Annotated in this window: 17 protein-coding genes; 7 read left to right on the top strand and 10 right to left on the bottom strand. The window is 72.1% G+C overall.

Annotated elements, in window-relative coordinates; all coding sequences use genetic code 11:
* Positions 1 to 35: 35 nt before the first annotated feature.
* The 5 genes from ACIO1C_RS25655 (at position 36) to ACIO1C_RS25635 (ending at position 6,383) form a co-directional block, all read left to right on the top strand.
* Entirely contained in the window at positions 36 to 1,028 is a 993-nt protein-coding gene (locus ACIO1C_RS25655; protein WP_401867233.1) for a hypothetical protein, read from the top strand.
* 7 nt (positions 1,029 to 1,035) lie between these two features.
* Positions 1,036 to 2,142, top strand: coding sequence for a multiple monosaccharide ABC transporter substrate-binding protein (gene chvE / locus ACIO1C_RS25650; protein WP_401867231.1), 1,107 nt, complete (start codon positions 1,036 to 1,038; stop codon positions 2,140 to 2,142).
* Positions 2,139 to 3,680, top strand: coding sequence for a multiple monosaccharide ABC transporter ATP-binding protein (mmsA, locus tag ACIO1C_RS25645; RefSeq protein WP_401867230.1), 1,542 nt, complete (start codon positions 2,139 to 2,141; stop codon positions 3,678 to 3,680). Before chvE ends, mmsA begins: the two co-directional genes overlap by 4 nt.
* Positions 3,681 to 3,685: 5 nt before the next feature.
* Positions 3,686 to 4,939, top strand: coding sequence for a multiple monosaccharide ABC transporter permease (mmsB, locus tag ACIO1C_RS25640; protein ID WP_401867228.1), 1,254 nt, complete (start codon positions 3,686 to 3,688; stop codon positions 4,937 to 4,939).
* Between the two features lie 82 nt (positions 4,940 to 5,021).
* Positions 5,022 to 6,383 (top strand): 6-phospho-beta-glucosidase, encoded by a 1,362-nt coding sequence (locus ACIO1C_RS25635; protein WP_401867226.1) that lies wholly within the window; start codon positions 5,022 to 5,024, stop codon positions 6,381 to 6,383.
* Between the two features lie 164 nt (positions 6,384 to 6,547).
* Here ACIO1C_RS25635 and ACIO1C_RS25630 read toward each other — a convergent pair whose 3' ends face one another.
* The 3 genes from ACIO1C_RS25630 to ACIO1C_RS25620 form a co-directional block, all read right to left on the bottom strand.
* The gene (locus ACIO1C_RS25630) at positions 6,548 to 7,348 is read right to left on the bottom strand and encodes an SAM-dependent methyltransferase (protein ID WP_401867225.1); all 801 of its coding nucleotides are present in this window, start codon (positions 7,346 to 7,348) and stop codon (positions 6,548 to 6,550) included.
* Positions 7,349 to 7,457: 109 nt separating this feature from the next.
* Positions 7,458 to 7,694, bottom strand: a complete 237-nt coding sequence (locus ACIO1C_RS25625; protein WP_161312563.1) for a DUF397 domain-containing protein — start codon at positions 7,692 to 7,694, stop codon at positions 7,458 to 7,460.
* On the bottom strand, positions 7,695 to 8,558 hold the full coding sequence (locus tag ACIO1C_RS25620; protein WP_401867223.1) for a helix-turn-helix domain-containing protein: 864 nt from the start codon (positions 8,556 to 8,558) through the stop codon (positions 7,695 to 7,697).
* A gap of 208 nt (positions 8,559 to 8,766) precedes the next feature.
* Here ACIO1C_RS25620 and ACIO1C_RS25615 point away from each other — a divergent pair, with 208 nt between their 5' ends.
* Positions 8,767 to 9,267, top strand: coding sequence for an ATP-binding protein (locus ACIO1C_RS25615; protein ID WP_401867221.1), 501 nt, complete (start codon positions 8,767 to 8,769; stop codon positions 9,265 to 9,267).
* Positions 9,261 to 9,701, top strand: coding sequence for a hypothetical protein (locus ACIO1C_RS25610; RefSeq protein ID WP_401867220.1), 441 nt, complete (start codon positions 9,261 to 9,263; stop codon positions 9,699 to 9,701). The genes ACIO1C_RS25615 and ACIO1C_RS25610 overlap by 7 nt, the downstream gene beginning before the upstream one ends.
* Before the next feature lie 43 nt (positions 9,702 to 9,744).
* On the opposite strand, the gene ACIO1C_RS25605 is transcribed toward ACIO1C_RS25610, so the two are convergent.
* From ACIO1C_RS25605 to ACIO1C_RS25575, 7 genes are all read right to left on the bottom strand, one after another.
* Positions 9,745 to 10,683, bottom strand: coding sequence for a sugar kinase (locus ACIO1C_RS25605; protein ID WP_401867442.1), 939 nt, complete (start codon positions 10,681 to 10,683; stop codon positions 9,745 to 9,747).
* A 281-nt stretch (positions 10,684 to 10,964) separates the two neighbouring features.
* On the bottom strand, positions 10,965 to 11,876 hold the full coding sequence (locus tag ACIO1C_RS25600) for an SMP-30/gluconolactonase/LRE family protein (RefSeq protein ID WP_401867218.1): 912 nt from the start codon (positions 11,874 to 11,876) through the stop codon (positions 10,965 to 10,967).
* A complete protein-coding gene (locus tag ACIO1C_RS25595) occupies positions 11,873 to 12,514 on the bottom strand; it encodes a bifunctional 4-hydroxy-2-oxoglutarate aldolase/2-dehydro-3-deoxy-phosphogluconate aldolase (RefSeq protein ID WP_401867217.1) in 642 nt (213 codons plus the stop codon). The genes ACIO1C_RS25600 and ACIO1C_RS25595 overlap by 4 nt, the downstream gene beginning before the upstream one ends.
* A 74-nt stretch (positions 12,515 to 12,588) precedes the next feature.
* The gene (locus ACIO1C_RS25590) at positions 12,589 to 13,413 is read right to left on the bottom strand and encodes a hypothetical protein (RefSeq protein ID WP_401867215.1); all 825 of its coding nucleotides are present in this window, start codon (positions 13,411 to 13,413) and stop codon (positions 12,589 to 12,591) included.
* On the bottom strand, positions 13,407 to 14,552 hold the full coding sequence (gene dgoD, locus ACIO1C_RS25585; RefSeq protein WP_401867213.1) for a galactonate dehydratase: 1,146 nt from the start codon (positions 14,550 to 14,552) through the stop codon (positions 13,407 to 13,409). Before dgoD ends, ACIO1C_RS25590 begins: the two co-directional genes overlap by 7 nt.
* Positions 14,549 to 15,346, bottom strand: a complete 798-nt coding sequence (locus tag ACIO1C_RS25580; RefSeq protein ID WP_401867211.1) for a FadR/GntR family transcriptional regulator — start codon at positions 15,344 to 15,346, stop codon at positions 14,549 to 14,551. Before ACIO1C_RS25580 ends, dgoD begins: the two co-directional genes overlap by 4 nt.
* 97 nt (positions 15,347 to 15,443) lie before the next feature.
* The gene (locus ACIO1C_RS25575; RefSeq protein WP_401867209.1) at positions 15,444 to 16,202 is read right to left on the bottom strand and encodes an SDR family NAD(P)-dependent oxidoreductase; all 759 of its coding nucleotides are present in this window, start codon (positions 16,200 to 16,202) and stop codon (positions 15,444 to 15,446) included.
* Between the last annotated feature and the right edge of the window lie 46 nt (positions 16,203 to 16,248).

The raw sequence follows: 16,248 nt of genomic DNA, 5'->3' as shown, positions 1-16,248 counted from the left end.
TTCGACATACCGAACAACAACGTAAGGACGTGTCCGTGATCGACGCCCCACCCCCCGGCCCGCGGCCCCCGGGCCCCCGCCGCCCCGGCGACCGGGCGCTCGCCGCGCTCGGCCTGGGCGCGCCCCCCGACCACCCCGGGGACGCCTCCCGCCACTCCTTCCCCGACGGCGGCCTGTGGCGCACCGAGATCCCGTCCGTCGAAGGCCCCGAGGCGCTCGCCGAGGTCTTCAAGGAGGCGTCCCGCCTCGACGTGCCGGTCCACCGCGTCAGCCAGGGCAGCGGCGTCTGGATGCTCTCGGACGCCGACATCACCGAGATGGTGGACGCCTGCGCGGCCGGGAACGTCGAGCTGTGCCTGTTCACCGGACCGCGCGGCACCTGGGACATCGGCGGCTCCACCCGTACGGGATCGGGCGGGGCCGGACTGCGGGCCCGCGGCCACGACGGGGTGGCCGGCTGCGTCGAGGACGCCCTGCGCGCCACCGAACTCGGCGTCCGCTGCCTGCTCGTGGCCGACGAGGGCGTCCTGTGGTCGCTGCACCGGCTGCGCGCCCAGGGGGTGCTGCCCGCCGACACCACGTTCAAGGTCTCGGCCCTCATCGGCCCGGTCAACCCGGCCTCCTACGCGGTGTTCGAGGGTCTGGGCGCGGACTCCGTCAACGTCCCGTCCGACCTCTCGCTCGCCCATCTCACCGAGATCCGCCGCGTCAGCCGCGCCCCCATGGACCTCTACATCGAGGCCCCCGACGACCTCGGCGGCTATGTGCGGATGTACGAGACGGCGGAGTTGATCCGGCGCGGCGCGCCGCTCTACCTCAAGTTCGGCCTCTCGAAGTTCCCGTCCATCTACCCGTACGGCGCGCACCTGCGCGACACCGCCCTCAGCGGCGCCCGTGAACGGGTGCGCCGCGGACGGCTCGTCCTCGATCTGCTCGGCCGGCACGGCGCCGACGGCGCGATGTCGCCGCTCGGCTCCCGCCTGCCGGGTCCGCTCACCCGCTTCCCCGTCACCCATGACAAGGACTGATGCCCCCATGCGTATCCGCCGAGCCGCACTGACCGTCACCGCCGCGTCCCTCGTCCTCTCCCTCGCCGCCTGCGGGCAGAGCGGCGACGGCGGCGGCAAGGAGAAGAGGAAGGGCGGCGAAGGGTCCACCATCGGCATCGCGATGCCCACGAAGTCGTCGGAGCGCTGGATCGCCGACGGCGACAACATGGTCGCCCAGTTCAAGAAGCTGGGGTACAAGACCGACCTCCAGTACGGCGAGGACGACGTCGACCAGCAGGTGTCCCAGGTCGAGAACATGATCACCAAGGGCGTCGACGTGCTGGTGATCGCGGCCATCGACGGCCGGGCGCTCAGTGACGTCCTCCAGCAGGCCGCCGACCAGGACATCAAGGTGATCTCCTACGACCGGCTGATCCTCGGCAGCCCCCACGTGGACTACTACGCGTCCTTCGACAACGAGAAGGTCGGCGTCCTCCAGGCCTCCTACCTCGTCGACAAGCTCGGGCTCAAGGACGGAAGCGGGAAGGGGCCGTTCTCCATCGAGCTGTTCGCGGGATCGCCCGACGACAACAACACCCGCTACTTCTTCCAGGGCGCGTGGAAGACCCTCAAGCCGTACCTCGACTCCAAGCAGTTGGTCGTCAGGAGCAACCAGACCGCGCTGGACCAGGTCACCACCCTGCGCTGGGACGGCGGCACGGCCCAGAAGCGGATGGACGACCTGCTGACCAAGGCGTACGGCACCGAGGATGTGGACGCGGTGCTCTCGCCGTACGACGGCATCTCGATCGGCATCCTGTCCGCCCTGAAGTCCGACGGGTACGGGACGTCCGCGAAGCCGTATCCGCTGGTCACCGGGCAGGACGCCGAGGTGGCGTCGGTGAAGTCAATCATCGCGGGCCAGCAGACGATGACCGTCTACAAGGACACCAGGGCGCTGGCCGGGCAGGCCGTGCAGATGGCCGACGCCGTACTCAACGGCAAGAAGCCCGAGGTCAACGACGAGAAGACCTACAACAACGAGAAGAAGGTCGTCCCGGCCTTCCTGCTGGACCCGGTGAGCGTCGACAAGTCCAACTACCAGGCCGAGCTGGTCGACTCCGGTTACATCAAGGCGAGTGACCTGAAGTGACCTCCCCCGTACTGGAGATGCGCTCCATCGTGAAGACCTTCCCCGGGGTCAGGGCGCTCTCCGACGTCAGCCTCACGGTCGCCCCCGGGGAGGTGCACGCCATCTGCGGGGAGAACGGCGCGGGCAAGTCCACCCTGATGAAGGTGCTCAGCGGCGTTCACCCGCACGGGAGTTACGAGGGCGAGATCCTCTTCGAGGGATCGCCCTGCGCCTTCAGGGACATCAGCGCCAGCGAGTCCCGGGGCATTGTGATCATCCATCAGGAACTGGCCCTGATCCCGTACCTGTCGATCGCGGAGAACCTCTTCCTCGGCAACGAACACGCCACCCGGGGTGTCATCGACTGGAACAGGACGCTCCTGCACGCCACCTCCCTGCTGCGGCGGGTGGGCCTGGCCGAGCATCCGCAGACCCGGGTCGCGGACATCGGGGTCGGCAAACAGCAGCTCGTGGAGATCGCGAAGGCGCTCGCGAAGAAGGTGAAGCTGCTGATCCTGGACGAGCCGACCGCCGCGCTCAACGACGGCGACAGCGCCCATCTCCTCCGTCTGATCGGGGAGTTGAAGGCGCAGGGCATCACGTCGATCATCATCTCGCACAAGCTGAACGAGATCGCGGAGGTGGCCGACTCCGTGACCGTCCTGCGGGACGGCAGGACCATCGAGACGCTCGACGTGCGGGCGGAGTCGTTCACCGAGGACCGGATCATCCGGGGCATGGTCGGCCGCGACCTCGACCACCGCTTCCCCGAACGCACCCCGTACGCCGGCGATCCGGCGGCCCAGCCGGCGCTGGAGGTACGGGACTGGACCGTGCACCACCCCATCGACCAGCAGCGCAAGGTGGTCGACGGCGTCTCGGTACGGGTCCGCAGGGGCGAGATCGTCGGCATCGCGGGGCTGATGGGCGCGGGGCGCACCGAGCTGGCGATGAGTGTGTTCGGGCGCAGTTACGGCCGCGACATCAGCGGGACGGTCCTCAAGGACGGCCGGGAGATCCGGACGCGGACGGTGCCCGAGGCGGTCGCGCACGGCATCGCGTACGTCACCGAGGACCGCAAGAAGTACGGCCTCAACCTCATCGACACGATCGGCAGGAACATCACCCTGGGCGCGCTGTCCAAGGTCGCCCGCCACGGCATCGTGGACGAGCACGAGGAGACCCGCGTCGCCGAGTCGTACCGCACCAGCATGAACATCAAGGCGCCGACCGTCTTCGAGCAGGCCGGCCGGCTCTCCGGCGGCAACCAGCAGAAGGTCGTCCTCAGCAAATGGATCTTCGCCGGTCCCGACGTGCTGATCCTGGACGAGCCGACGCGCGGGATCGACGTCGGGGCGAAGTACGAGATCTACACCGTCATCGACCGGCTCGCCGCCGAGGGCAAGGCCGTTGTCTTCATCTCCTCCGAACTCCCCGAGCTGCTGGGCATGTGCGACCGCATCTACACGATGGCGGCCGGCCGGCTCACCGGGGAGATCCCCCGGGCGGAGGCGACCCAGGAAGTCCTGATGCGCCACATGACCAAGAACACGAGGTAGTCGACATGGGTCCGGTCACCACCGACACACCGAGCGGCACGCCGCCGAAGGGCACGCGCCCCGCGTCGTCCGGCTCCGGGCGCACCACGACCGGTGCGCTGCTGCTGGACGCCGCGCGGCGCAACATGCGGCAGTACGGGATGCTCATCGCGCTCGCCCTGATCGTCGTGCTGTTCCAGATATGGACCGACGGGGTGCTGCTCAAGCCGAACAACGTCACCAACCTGGTGCTCCAGAACAGCTACATCCTGGTCCTCGCCATCGGGATGATGATCGTCATCATCGCCGGCCACATCGACCTGTCGGTGGGCTCGCTGGCCGCGTTCGTCTCCGCCGCCTGCGCGGTGATGATGGTCGAGCACAAGATGCCCTGGGTGCTCGCCCTGGTCCTCGGCCTGCTCATCGGGGCGGTGGCGGGGGCCTGGCAGGGCTTCTGGATCGCGTACGTCGGCATCCCGTCGTTCATCGTCACCCTCGCCGGCATGCTGCTCTTCCGCGGCGCCACTCAAATCTTCCTGGGCTCCCGCTCGCTCGGCCCGTTCCCCGAGGGCTTCCAGAAGATCTCCACGGGCTACCTCCCCGAGGTCGGGCCGTCCACCAACTACCACAACCTGACCCTGCTGCTGGGGCTGGCACTGCTCGCCTTCGCGCTGTTCCAGGAGGTCAGGGACCGGCGGCGGCAGCAGACGTACGACCTGGAGGTGCTCCCCCGCAATCTTTTCCTGATCAAGTGCGTGGCGCTGGCGGCGGCCGTGGCCGCCTTCACCCTGACGCTGGCCAGCTACCGGGGCGTGCCGGTCGTGCTGCTCCTGCTCGCGGCGCTGCTCCTCGGCTTCGGCTTCGTGATGCGCAACGCGGTGGTCGGCCGTCACGTGTACGCGCTGGGCGGCAACCAGGCGGCGGCGAAGCTCTCCGGGGTGAAGGACCGGCGTGTCACCTTCCTCGTCTTCGTCACCATGGGCGTGCTCGCCGCCCTGGCCGGCATCGTCTACGCGGCGCGCCTCAACGCGGGGGTGCCGCAGGCCGGGGTGAACTTCGAACTGGAGGCCATCGCCGCCGCCTTCATCGGCGGGGCCTCGATGAGCGGCGGGGTCGGCACGGTGTTCGGCGCGATCATCGGCGGGCTGGTGCTGGGGGTGCTCAACAACGGCATGTCGCTGGTGGGCATCGGCACGGACTACCAGCAGGTCATCAAGGGCCTGGTGCTGCTCGCCGCCGTCGGGTTCGACGTCTGGAACAAACGCAGGGTGGGTGCCTGACGGGCGGGGCTCGCCGCGGCTTCAACGGTCGTTTCGTGGATGATCGGTCCATGCAGGCGACCGAGGTGGAGGCGGACCGGGTATGAGGCTGACGATTCTGGGCGGGGGCGGTTTCCGGGTCCCGCTGGTGTACGGGGCGCTGCTCCGCGACCGTGCGGAGGGCCGGGTCGACCGCGTCACCCTGTACGACGTGGACGCGGCCCGGCTCGGGGCCGTCGCGCGGGTCCTGGCCGAGCAGGCCGACGGGGTGGCGGACGCGCCGGAGGTCACCGTCACCACCGACCTGGACGACGCGCTGCGCGGCACGGACTTCGTGTTCTCCGCGATCCGGGTGGGCGGTCTGGAGGGGCGCGCGGCCGACGAGCGGGTCGCGCTGGCGGAGGGGGTGCTCGGTCAGGAGACCGTGGGGGCGGGCGGGATCGCGTACGGGCTGCGGACCGTCCCGGTCGCGGTGGACATCGCGCGGCGGGTGGCGGCGCTGGCCCCGGACGCCTGGGTCATCAACTTCACCAATCCGGCCGGGCTGGTGACGGAGGCGATGTCCCGGGTGCTCGGCGACCGGGTCATCGGTATCTGCGACTCCCCCGTCGGCCTGGGGCGGCGGGTCGCCCGGGTGCTCGGGGTGGACCCGGACCGGGCGTGGATCGACTACGTGGGGCTGAACCATCTGGGCTGGCTGCGCGGGCTGTGGGTGGCGGGGCGTGACCAGCTGCCCCGGCTGCTCGCCGATCCGGAGCTGCTGGGCTCCTTCGAGGAGGGCAAGCTCTTCGGTCCGGAGTGGCTGCGGTCGGTCGGGGCCATCCCCAACGAGTATCTGCACTACTACTACTTCAACCGCGAGGCCGTACGGGCCTATCGGGGCGCCGAGCGGACGCGCGGCGCGTATCTGCGGGACCAGCAGGCCGGTTTCTACGCGGAGTTGGCGGACCACGGCGGCACTGTCGGGGGTGACGGCTCGGCGCTCGGCGCGTGGCACCGTACCCTCGCCGACCGTGAGGCGACCTACATGGCGGCCAACCGTGACGCCGCCGGGGTGGGTGAACGGGACGACGAGGACCTGGGATCGGGCGGGTACGAACAGGTCGCGCTGGCCCTGATGCGGGCCGTCGCGCGCAACGAGAGCGCGACCCTGATCCTCAACGTCCGCAACCGCACCACCCTGTCGGTGCTGGACGCGGACGCCGTCATCGAAGTGCCCTGCCTGGTCGACGCGAACGGCGCGCATCCGGTGTCGGTCGACCCCCTGCCGTACCACGCGGTGGGTCTGGTGACGGCGGTCAAGGCGGTGGAACGGGCAGTGCTCGCGGCGGCGGAGAGTGGTTCACGCGAGGACGCGGTACGCGCGTTCGCGCTGCATCCGCTGGTCGACTCGGTCGCCGTGGCCCGGCGGCTGCTCGACGCCTACACGGACGTCCACCCCGGGCTGGCGTACCTGCGGAGCTGACGGGCCAGAAGAACGGGACCGAAAGAACAGGGCGGAAAGAACTGACGGGACTGACGCCGGTCCCCCAAGACCGGCGCCAGTCCCCTGCGGATGGGAGGGGACGCGCGAGGCGCCGCAGCGCACCTGAAAAGTGCTGCGGCGCCACCCGCCCGTACCCCACCCACTTACGGTTTGCGTGCCACGCCCGCGTATCCGGGGATGGGCCCGTCGCCGGAGAGAGGGATGACCTCACCCAGCTCGGGACGCCAGTGCGTGGCAAGGGAAACACCCGGCCCGACCAGTTCGAGTCCTTCGAAGAAGGCCGCGAACTCGTCGCGCGTGCGCGGGACCAACGTGAGGCCCCGCTGCTTGTACAGCTCGCGCGCCCGGTCCGACGTCTCCGGCGCGAAGTCGCCGGTGACATGGGACAGGACCAGATAACTGCCGGGTGCCAGGGGGGCGAGGAGGGCGCGCACCAGATCGTGCGCGCCGTCCTCGTCCGAGATGAAGTGGAGCAGCGCGATCAGCGAGAGCGCCACCGGCTTGCTCAGGTCGAGGCTCTTGCCGGCCGCCTCGATGATGGCGCCCGGCTCCCGCGCGTCGGCCTGGACGTACTCCGTCACACCCTCCGGGGTACTGCGGAGCAGGGCTTCCGCGTGCCGGAGGACGATCGGGTCGTTGTCCGTGTAGACGATCCGGGAGTCGGGGGCGACCTCCTGGGCGATCTGGTGGAGATTGGGCGCCGTCGGGATGCCCGTACCGATGTCGAGGTACTGCCGCACCCCGCCCGTCATGCCGAGCCAGCGGGTGGCGCGGTGCATGAAGGCCCGGTTGACGCGGGCCATCTCCGGGGCTCTGGCGTCCAGCGCGAGCAACTGCTGCGCCATCTGCTCGTCGACCGGATAGTTGTCCTTGCCGCCGAGAAGCCAGTCGTACACCCGGGCCGGGTGGGGCCTGGTGGTGTCGATGGCGTCGTGCCCGGTCATGTGCGCTCCATGAGTCTCAGGGTCTGTGAGCGGGAACTGCGGTCTGTGAGCGGGAACTTGTGAGCGGGAACTTCGGACGGGTGGGACGGGAACGGTGAACGGACCCGGTTCAGGTGAGCAGGAAGTCCGCCTGGCCCGACTTGGCGCCCTGGATGAAAGCGGCGATCTCTCCGGTGGTGTAGATCAGTGCGGGGCCGTCAGGGTCGGCGGACTGGCGTACCGCGACCCTGCCGTCGGCCAGCTTCATGGCCTCGATGCAGTTGCCGCCGTTGCCGCCGCTCCACGGCTTGTGCCAGCCTTCGGCGCCGAGGTCGGCGGCGGGCATGCCGTTGTATATGGGATCCATTCACAGCTCCTTGCGGACATCCCGGAGGATCTCCTTCGTGCGTGGTGCAGTGGCGGCCTGGGCCGCCATCCGGTCCATGACCTCCAGGTGAGTGGCCACCTCCGGTCGCGCGTCGAGGTAGACGGCGCCGGTCAGGTACTCGCTGTAGACCATGTCGGGCAGCTCCGGTACGGCGAAGCGGAAGATCACGAACGGCCCGTACGTACCGGGATGGTGCCCGCTCGAGAACTCCGCGATCTGGAGGGTCACGTTGGGCAGGGCGGACGTGTCGAGCAACCGGTCGATCTGCTCCCGCATGATCTCCGGACTGTCGCCCACCGGGCGCCGCAGCACCGTCTCGTCCATGATGACCCAGAATCTGGGCGCGTCGGGACGGGTGAGCAGCGACTGGCGTTCCATACGGAGCGCCACGTGGCGCTCGATGTCCTCGGGCCTGGCCTGTCCCACGGCGCCTGCCCGCATGACGGATCGTGCGTAGTCCTCGGTCTGGAGCAGTCCGGGGACAAAGTGCGGCTCGTACGTCCTCAGGAGGGCAGCGGCGCCCTCCAGGCTGACGTACATGCTGAACCAGTCCGGCAGGATGTCGTGGAACCGCTGCCACCAGCCGGGCTTGTTCGCCTCCTCCGTGAGCTCGACGAAGGCCTCGGCCTCCGCCTCGTTGATTCCGTAAGCCTTGAGCAGCAGCTGTACATAGGGAATCTTGAGAGTGACCTCGGCGGTCTCCATCCTGCGTACCGTCGCCGGGGCCACGCGCAGAAGCTTGGCGGCTTCCTCGCGTTTGAGCCCGGAACGCTCACGCAGGTCCTGGAGACGTCTGCCGAGGACGACCTGACCCACGGTCGGGGCTGACCGCGGTTCACTCACTTTTGGGACCTCCCCATGCACGGATGCCAGCAGTCTGCCATGCCCGGAGCACGAAGAACACGGCACTCTGGAAAATTCAGAGTGCTACTTGCCAAGTGTCTCCGGCGGGTGGAGAGTGGTGGCGTGAACCAGTTCACACGGTCGCCGCGCCTTGCCACGGGAGAGGTTTTGTGCGCGTCTGCCGGCTCCCCACCGTTAGGAATCGGTCGTGGCACCTGGTAACGCGCCCACCCCCCAGCTCATCACCCAGCGTCCTGGCAACGTTGTCCGGCGTTACGGATTCGAATTGCCGGCCCGCGCGGAGTCGGTCGGCCGGGCCAGGAAACTGACCGCCGAGCGGCTCGCCCGGTGGGGAATGGACGACGACACCTGCCAGACCGCGATCCTTGTCGTGTCCGAGCTGGTGACCAACGCGGTCGTGCACGCCGCCGGGGACCACGTCGTCTGTGAGATACGGGAGGGCGAGGGCCACCTGCGCATAGCGGTGGAGGACCAGGGGTACGGCCCGACCGGGCCCCAGATGCACCCCCACTCGGACGACGAGGGCGGCCGCGGACTCTTCCTGATCGATTCCCTGTGTACGGGCTGGGGGGCCCACGACACGTCGGGATACGGTCCCGGGCGGGTCGTCTGGGCCGAGTTGCCGCACGGAGTGACACGGCAGGTACGGCCGGCCTGGCCCGGCCACGCGTCGGAGCCGGTGTGCTGAGGACGGCGCTGCACCGGCTCTCCCGTGGGCTGCGCGGCGACCATCCCGAATACACCGGCCGCGTGGAGCTGGCCCTGCCGGCCACGCTGCCCGCCTCGCTGGGCTGTGACGCGGTGGGCGTCCCGGCGCGGCACGGCTTCCGGCTGCTGGCCCGGCTGCCCAGGACGGGCTGCGTCTTCGCCGACACCGACTGGTGGTGGTGGATCGTGCCGGCCGGCTCCGACCTCGATCTGAAGTGGCCCGCCCCGGCGCGGTACGTGGTGGGGACGAACGTACCGGCGGAGCATCCCCGGCTGATCCACTGGCCGGACTCACCCTCGCCCTACACCCCGCCGATCCCGTTCTACCTGATGGTGTGCCAGCTGGCCGGCACCACTCCCGCGTGGGGGTCCGAGGCGCGGGCGCAGGACACGGGGACGGTCGCGGCACAGTAGGGACACGCGGCCGTGGGGCACGCGGCCGTGGGACACGCGGCCGCTACGTCATCGCCGTCGCCCACGTCCCGTCGTCCGCCCCCAGCAAGTGGTGGATCCGGGCGGCGGACGGCAGAGGTCCGTGGTCCGAGGAGACGCGCAGCGCGGACGCCGCGGTGAGGTGGCCCAGGCGCAGGGCCCGTACCGGATCACCCGAGTCCCGCAGCCCCGCCAGGAAGCCCGCCGCGAAGGCGTCCCCCGCACCGACCGGCTCGACGACCTCGACCGTCAGGGCCGGCACGGTGTACGGCACGGGGCCGAGGAAGGCCGTCGCCCCACGGGAACCGTCCTTGACCACCAGGGTGTACGGGCCCGGCAGCAGCGCGCGTACCGCCGACGCGTCCGTGACGGCGGGACCCCACAGCGCCTGGGCCTCGTCCAGGCCGACGAGGACGAGGTCCGCGCGGTCGGCGAGCGCGAGCAGAGTCTCCGGCGCGGACCGGTCGTTCCACAGCGCGGGGCGGTGGTTGACGTCGAAGCTGACGGGGTACGGCCGGTCCGGCGCGAGCGCCGCCTCCACCAGGGCGAGGCAACTGGCCGACAGGGCGGGGGTGATGCCGCTGAGGTGGACAAGTCCCGCTCCGCGCAGGGCCGTTGAGCGCAGCACCTCGGGGCCGAGCGCGGCGGCGGCCGAGCCGCGCCGGTAGTAGTGGACGCGGGTCCCGTCCGTTCCCGGGTTCTTGACCAGGAGACCCGTGGGGCGCGCCGGGTCGGTCCGTACCCCGGAGACGTCCACGCCGAAGGCCGCGATCCGTCGCCGTATCCGCCGCCCGAAGGGATCGTCACCGACCGCCGACACCCAGCGGGCGGGCACGCCGTGGTCGGCCAGGTACATCGCGACGTTCGACTCGGCGCCCGCGATGTCGAGGCGCAGGAGGTCGGCGCTGTCGAGCGGGGCGACCGGTTCGGGCGCCAGGGCGGCCATCGTCTCGCCGACACACACGACCGGGCCTGGCCCGAACGGGCGGGGAGGGGGCGTGAGTTCACGGGGAGCGGGTGGGCGGGTGCCGGGAGCCGGCGCGCGGTCGGGGGCGGAAGCGCTCGGGTCGAGAGCGGGCGTCCCGCTGCGGGAAGCCGAGACGCGGTCGCCGGTGGCCGACGCGCGGTCGGCGGCGGGGGCGCTCGGGTCGAGAGCGGGCGTCCCGCCCCGGGGAGCCGGCGCCCGGTCGGCGGGAGCCGGCGCGCGGTCGGCGGCGGGGGCGCTCGGGTTGACGGGGTACGCGCTCATGAGGCGCTCACCGGGCGGTAGTACGCCGTCGGCGGGCCCGGGACCTCGACCCGTACCGCGAACACCGCGCCGTCGAGCGGGCCGGGGCGCGCGAGTCCCGTCCGTGCGCTGGTGATGTACAGCGTCCGGCCGTCGTCCCCGCCCAGGCACACCCCGGCGGGCTGTACGGCGGGCAGGGGTACGACGCGGTCGAGCGTGCCGTCCGCGCGGTAGCGGTGGACCACGCCCCGGCCCCAGACGGCGGTCCACAGCCCGCCCTCCCGGTCGACGGCCAGGCCGTCGGGGCTGCCCGCGTCGAGCGTGGTGAAGACGGACGGCTCGCCCAGGCCGCCGGTGGCCGGGTCGACGGGGTACGTCCTGATGACGCCACGCGCGCTGTCCGCGAGGAAGAGGACCGTCCCGTCGGCGGAGAACGCGGGGCCGTTCGGGACGGTGATGCCGGTCAGGACCCGGGTGAGCGTGCCGTCGCGGTCGAGGCGGTACAGCGATCCCGCGCCGTCCACGGCGTCGTACGCCATGCTGCCCGCCCAGAAGCGGCCCTGCGGGTCGGCGACCCCGTCGTTCATCCGGGCCGCCGGGGACGCGCCGTCCTCCGGCCTGCCCCGCCACCGGGTCGTCCCGTCCGCTTCGAGCAGGCAGACACCGGTGCCGGCCGCCGCGATCCAGCTGCCGGGGCGGCCCCCGACGGGGGCGACCGCGCCGAGGGGCACCGGCAGCTGGGCCAGGACATCCAGCGGGCCCGTACGGCCGGGGTCGCCGGGCGGGGCGGTGAGCAGCCGGCCGGTGAGGATGTCGGTCAGGACGATCCGCCCGTCGACCCAGCGGATCCCCTCGCCCAGTTCGAGGCGGTCGGACCAGCAGGGGACGGGGGCGTACGCCGGAGTGTCCATGCCTGTGCCCGTGTTCATCGGGTGCCGTCCCCCGCGTCCCGTACCACCGCGAGGAACGCGCGCGCCCGCTCGCGCAGCGCGTCCTGGCTCCCGCCGTCCGCCGCGTCCCCGATCAGCGGTGAGCCGACGCCCACCGCCGTCGCGCCGTGCGCCAGGTAGGCGCGGGCCGCCGCCGCGTCCACGCCTCCGACCGGCACGAACGGGAGGTGGGGGAAGGGGCCGCGCAGTGCCTTCAGGTAGTCGGGGCCGCCCGCCTGCGCGGCCGGGAAGATCTTGAGCGCGTCGGCGCCGAGGCGCAGGGCGGCCACGACGTCCGTCGGGGTCATCACCCCGGCGAGGACCGGCAGGCCCAGTTCCTTGGCGGCGGTGACGCCGTCGCCGAGCGCCGGGGTGACGACGAAGTCCGCTCCCGCCTCGTGCGCGGCCCACGCGTCCTCGGGGGTGAGGACGGTGCCCGCGCCGAGCGGCGCGTCGGGGCCCAGCGCCGCCCGGGCGCCGGCGAGGACGCGGAGGGCGTCCCGGCCGGAGAGCGAGACCTCCACCAGTTCGACGCCTTCCGCGACCAGGGTCAGTACGGTCCGCAGCGCGGCCTCGGGGTCCTGGCCGCGCACGATGGCGACCAGGCGGTGGGCGCGCAGGGCGCTCAGCAGATCCACGGAGTGGTTCCTCTCTCGTTCAGGTTCGGAGCGGACGGGCAGGCAGGCAGGCAGGCACGATGACCGCGTGCTCGTCAGCGGTGGCGGGTCGCCGTCACGGTCAGCCGCCAGCGGACCTCGCCGGACGGCCCGACCCGGGCCGCGTCCGCCGCACCGGCCCCGGCCAGGTCGAAGACCCGGCCGAGCATCGGCTCGACACCGATGGAGCGGTACGGCGTGTCCTCGGGGAAGCCGCCAAGATTGCGCCACAGGGCCACGGAGACCGGCTGGTCCCCGGCCTCCAGGGCGAAATGGAGCGCGTCGGCGCCGTCCCGTACGGACACCTCACGCGCGTCGACCACCGCGCCGAGCGCCGTGCCGTCGTCGGGTCCGAGACGGTCGAGCCGTACCCCCGCCACCTCCGGCCAACTGCCCGGGACCCACCGGGCGCCCCCGTCGGGGTAGAGCCGGACCGCCGCTCCCCCGGTCATCACGGCGCGGGCCCGCCCGGAGACCTCCAGCAGCGCGTGCGCGGCCCAGAGGAAGCGGTAGCCGGGGGCGGCGGTCAGCCGGTAGTCGACCACGGTCCTGCCCGCCCCGGCGGAGACGCGCCGGGTGAGGCGGAAGTCGGGGCAGTCGACCGACTCGGACTCGTCGTAGCTGTCGCGCCGCCAGGGCCGCGACCAGGCGTCGCCGTGGTCGGGGGTCCCGCGGACCGTGGGGACACACTCCTCCAGGCCTCCGGCGTCGGCGAAGGGATCCCCGGGCAGGACGACCGCCCTGCGGGGCTCGTCGCGGTGCCAGAGCCACTCCCGGCCACCGGCGGTGAGCGAGGTCCAACGGCCGCCGTGGGCAGGGTCGGTGACGATGCGGGGCGCGGGCGGTTCGTCCGGTACGGACGCGGGCACGGCGCTCACCATTCCGCGAACGAGCCGTCCGCGTGCCGCCACACCGGATTGCGCCAGGCGTGCCCCGTCCGGTCGGCGGCCCGTACCGCCGCCTCGTCCACCGTGATCCCGAGGCCGGGCAGCTCCGTGCGCCGGGCCTGGCCGCCGACAAAACGGAACGGCTCCGGGTCGACCACGTACGACAGCAGGTCGGCGTCCTTGTTGTAGTGGATGCCCCTGCTCTGTTCCTGGATGAGGAAGTTCGGTGTGCAGAAGGCAATTTGGAGGCTGGCGGCGAGCGCGATCGGCCCCAGCGGGCAGTGCGGGGCGAGCTGCGCGCCGTACGCGTCCGCGAGGGAGGCGATCCGGTGCACCTCCGAGATGCCGCCCGCGTGCGAGAGGTCCGGCTGGGCCACGGCGATGCCCGCCGCGAGCGCGGGCAGGAACTCGGCCCGCCCGTACAGCCGTTCACCGGTGGCGATCGGCACCTGGCTGGCGGCCACCAGGGCCGGCAGCAGGTGACCGTGCTCGGGCAGCAGCGGTTCCTCGGCGAACAGCGGGTGCAGCGGGCCGATTTCGTGCAGGACGCGGCGGGCGCTCGCCGGGCTGAACCGGCCGTGGAAGTCCACGGCGACGTCGCGGTGCGGGCCGAGGACGGCGCGGGCGGCGGCCACCCGGTCCACCACCGCCGCCGTCTCGGCCGGGGTGGTGAGGGAGGAGGTGCGGCCGGCCGCGTTCATCTTCACGGCGGTGAAACCGGCCTCGACCTGCTCGGTTATCTCCTCGGTGAGCCGGGCGGGTTCGTCGCCGCCGACCCACGCGTACACCCGGACGGAGTCCCGTACGGGACCGCCGAGCAGGGCGTGCACGGGGGCGCCGTACGTCTTGCCCGCGATGTCCCACAGCGCCTGGTCGATGCCGGCGACGGCGCTGGAGAGCACCGGGCCGCCCCGGTAGAAGCCGGCCTTGCTGAGGACCTGCCAGTGGTCCTCGATCCGCAGGGGGTCCTGGCCGACCAGGTACTCGGCGAGGACGTCCACCGCGGCCCGTACGACCTCGGCGCGGCCCTCGACCACCGGCTCGCCCCAGCCGACCACACCTTCGTCGGTCTCGACGCGGCAGAACAGCCAGCGGGGCGGGACGAGGAACGTTTCGACGCGAACGATCTTCACTTCGCCTCGGCGCCTTTCGTGTCGGTGGTGGTGCCCCGCGCGTCGCCGCCCCGGGCCCCGGTGTCCCGCGCGTCGCTGTCCCCCGGCGTCCCGTGGACCTTGTCCAGGTCGCGTACGGCCTGGTCGAGCAGGGCGCGCATGGCCGTCTCCGCCGCGTCCTGGTCCCCCGCCCGTACCGCGTCGAGGACGGCGCGGTGGCTGGGCACGGGGTCCTCGCCGTGCGGGGAGCTGTGCACGATCTGGTCGCGGTGGGCCAGCCCGGACTCGATGACCATCTCCATCCGTTCGAGCAGCTCGTTGTGGGTGGCGGCGAGCAGCGCGCGGTGGAAGGCGAGGTCGGCCTCGACCGCGTGGGCGGCCTCGCCCCCGCCGTCGCCCATCGCGGCCAGGGCCGCCTCCAGCTCCGCGAGGTCGGCGTCGGTGCGGCGCCGGGCCGCCAGCCGTACGGCGGCCGGCTCGACGATCCCGCGCACCTCGCCGAGGTTGCGCAGCAGGCCGAGGTCGGCGTCCGAGCTGGTGCCGCCCGCGAACTGCCAGCGCAGCACGTCCGCGTCGAGCAGGTTCCAGTCGGCGCGGGCCCGGACGAACGTCCCCCGTTTCTGGCGAGCGTCGACCATCCCCTTGGCGGCGAGCACCTTCAGCGATTCGCGCAGGGCGGTCAGACTGACGTCCAACTCGCTCTGCAACGCCACGAGATCGAGTGTCGCCCCCTCGGGAATCTCCCCGCTGAGCACCCGGCGCGCAAGAGTCTCCACGGTCTGGCCGTGCACTCCGCGGCGCGCGTATGGCGTCATGTCGTTATGCCTTTCTGCTGGTCGGTCGGGTCCGGCGGTGGGGTGGTGCCCTGGGGCCTGTCCGATCCGCCGGACAGGGCCCTGCGGGCGCCGGCGGTCAGGCCGACGCCTTCACCACACTCCAGCCGCCGTCCACGAGCAGGCTCGATCCGGTGATGTACGAGGCTTCCTCCGCGGCCAGGAAGGCGATCGCGGCGGCGACCTCCTCCGGTCTGCCGAAGCGGCGGGCGGCGGTCTCGGCGACGCTGCGCTCCCGGTCCTCCGCCGGCACCCGGTCCCAGGCGGCGGTGAGGATCGGTCCCGGCAGGACCGCGTTGACCCGTACCTCGGGGCCGTACTCCACGGCGAGCTGTCCGCACAGCGAGAGCAGCGCGCCCTTGGAGGCGGCGTACGCGGGGTGGCCGGGGATGCCCTTGTGGGCGTGGACGGACGAGGTCAGGACCACCGCGCCGCGCCGCTCGCGCAGATCGGGCAGGACGGCGCGGAAGCCGAGGAACCCGCCGGTGAGATTGACGGCGAGCTGTCGTTCCCAGGAGGCGAGGGTCATCGTGTGGGCGGGCGCGACGTCCACGGTGTAGGCGTTGCTGACGAGCACGCCGACCGGGCCGTAGGTGTGCGCGGCGGCCACGATCCGGTCCCAGTCGCCCTCGTCGGAGACGTCGGCCGTGACGAACACGGCGCGTCCGCCGGCCGCGCGGACACCGGCCGCGACGGCCTCCCCGCGCTCGGTGGCGACATCGGCGAGGACCACGGCCGCGCCTTCGGCGGCAAGCCGTTCCGCGGTGGCGGCGCCGATGCCCGAGGCGGCTCCGGTGACCACGGCGACGCGGTCGGTGAAGCGGGCGGTTCCGTTCATGGGGCGGGTCGACTCCTTGGGATGCGGGGGGCTGTTCTGCGGTGGG

Origin of the sequence: Streptomyces sp. NPDC087420 (genome assembly GCF_044744165.1) — a bacterium.
GTDB lineage: Bacteria > Actinomycetota > Actinomycetes > Streptomycetales > Streptomycetaceae > Streptomyces.
Note: the sequence above shows the minus strand (reverse complement) of the source record. Positions and strands in the feature narration are given on the sequence as shown.

Bases quoted from the DNA above. Each gene is read 5' to 3' on its own strand.
- chvE (WP_401867231.1), top strand. From the start codon at position 1,036: ATGCGTATCCGCCGAGCCGCACTGACCGTCACCGCCGCGTCCCTCGTC.
- mmsB (WP_401867228.1), top strand. From the start codon at position 3,686: ATGGGTCCGGTCACCACCGACACACCGAGCGGCACGCCGCCGAAGGGC.
- ACIO1C_RS25635 (WP_401867226.1), top strand. From the start codon at position 5,022: ATGAGGCTGACGATTCTGGGCGGGGGCGGTTTCCGGGTCCCGCTGGTG.
- ACIO1C_RS25630 (WP_401867225.1), bottom strand. From the start codon at position 7,348: ATGACCGGGCACGACGCCATCGACACCACCAGGCCCCACCCGGCCCGG.
- ACIO1C_RS25625 (WP_161312563.1), bottom strand. From the start codon at position 7,694: ATGGATCCCATATACAACGGCATGCCCGCCGCCGACCTCGGCGCCGAA.
- ACIO1C_RS25600 (WP_401867218.1), bottom strand. From the start codon at position 11,876: ATGAACACGGGCACAGGCATGGACACTCCGGCGTACGCCCCCGTCCCC.
- ACIO1C_RS25590 (WP_401867215.1), bottom strand. From the start codon at position 13,413: ATGGTGAGCGCCGTGCCCGCGTCCGTACCGGACGAACCGCCCGCGCCC.
- ACIO1C_RS25580 (WP_401867211.1), bottom strand. From the start codon at position 15,346: ATGACGCCATACGCGCGCCGCGGAGTGCACGGCCAGACCGTGGAGACT.
- ACIO1C_RS25575 (WP_401867209.1), bottom strand. From the start codon at position 16,202: ATGAACGGAACCGCCCGCTTCACCGACCGCGTCGCCGTGGTCACCGGA.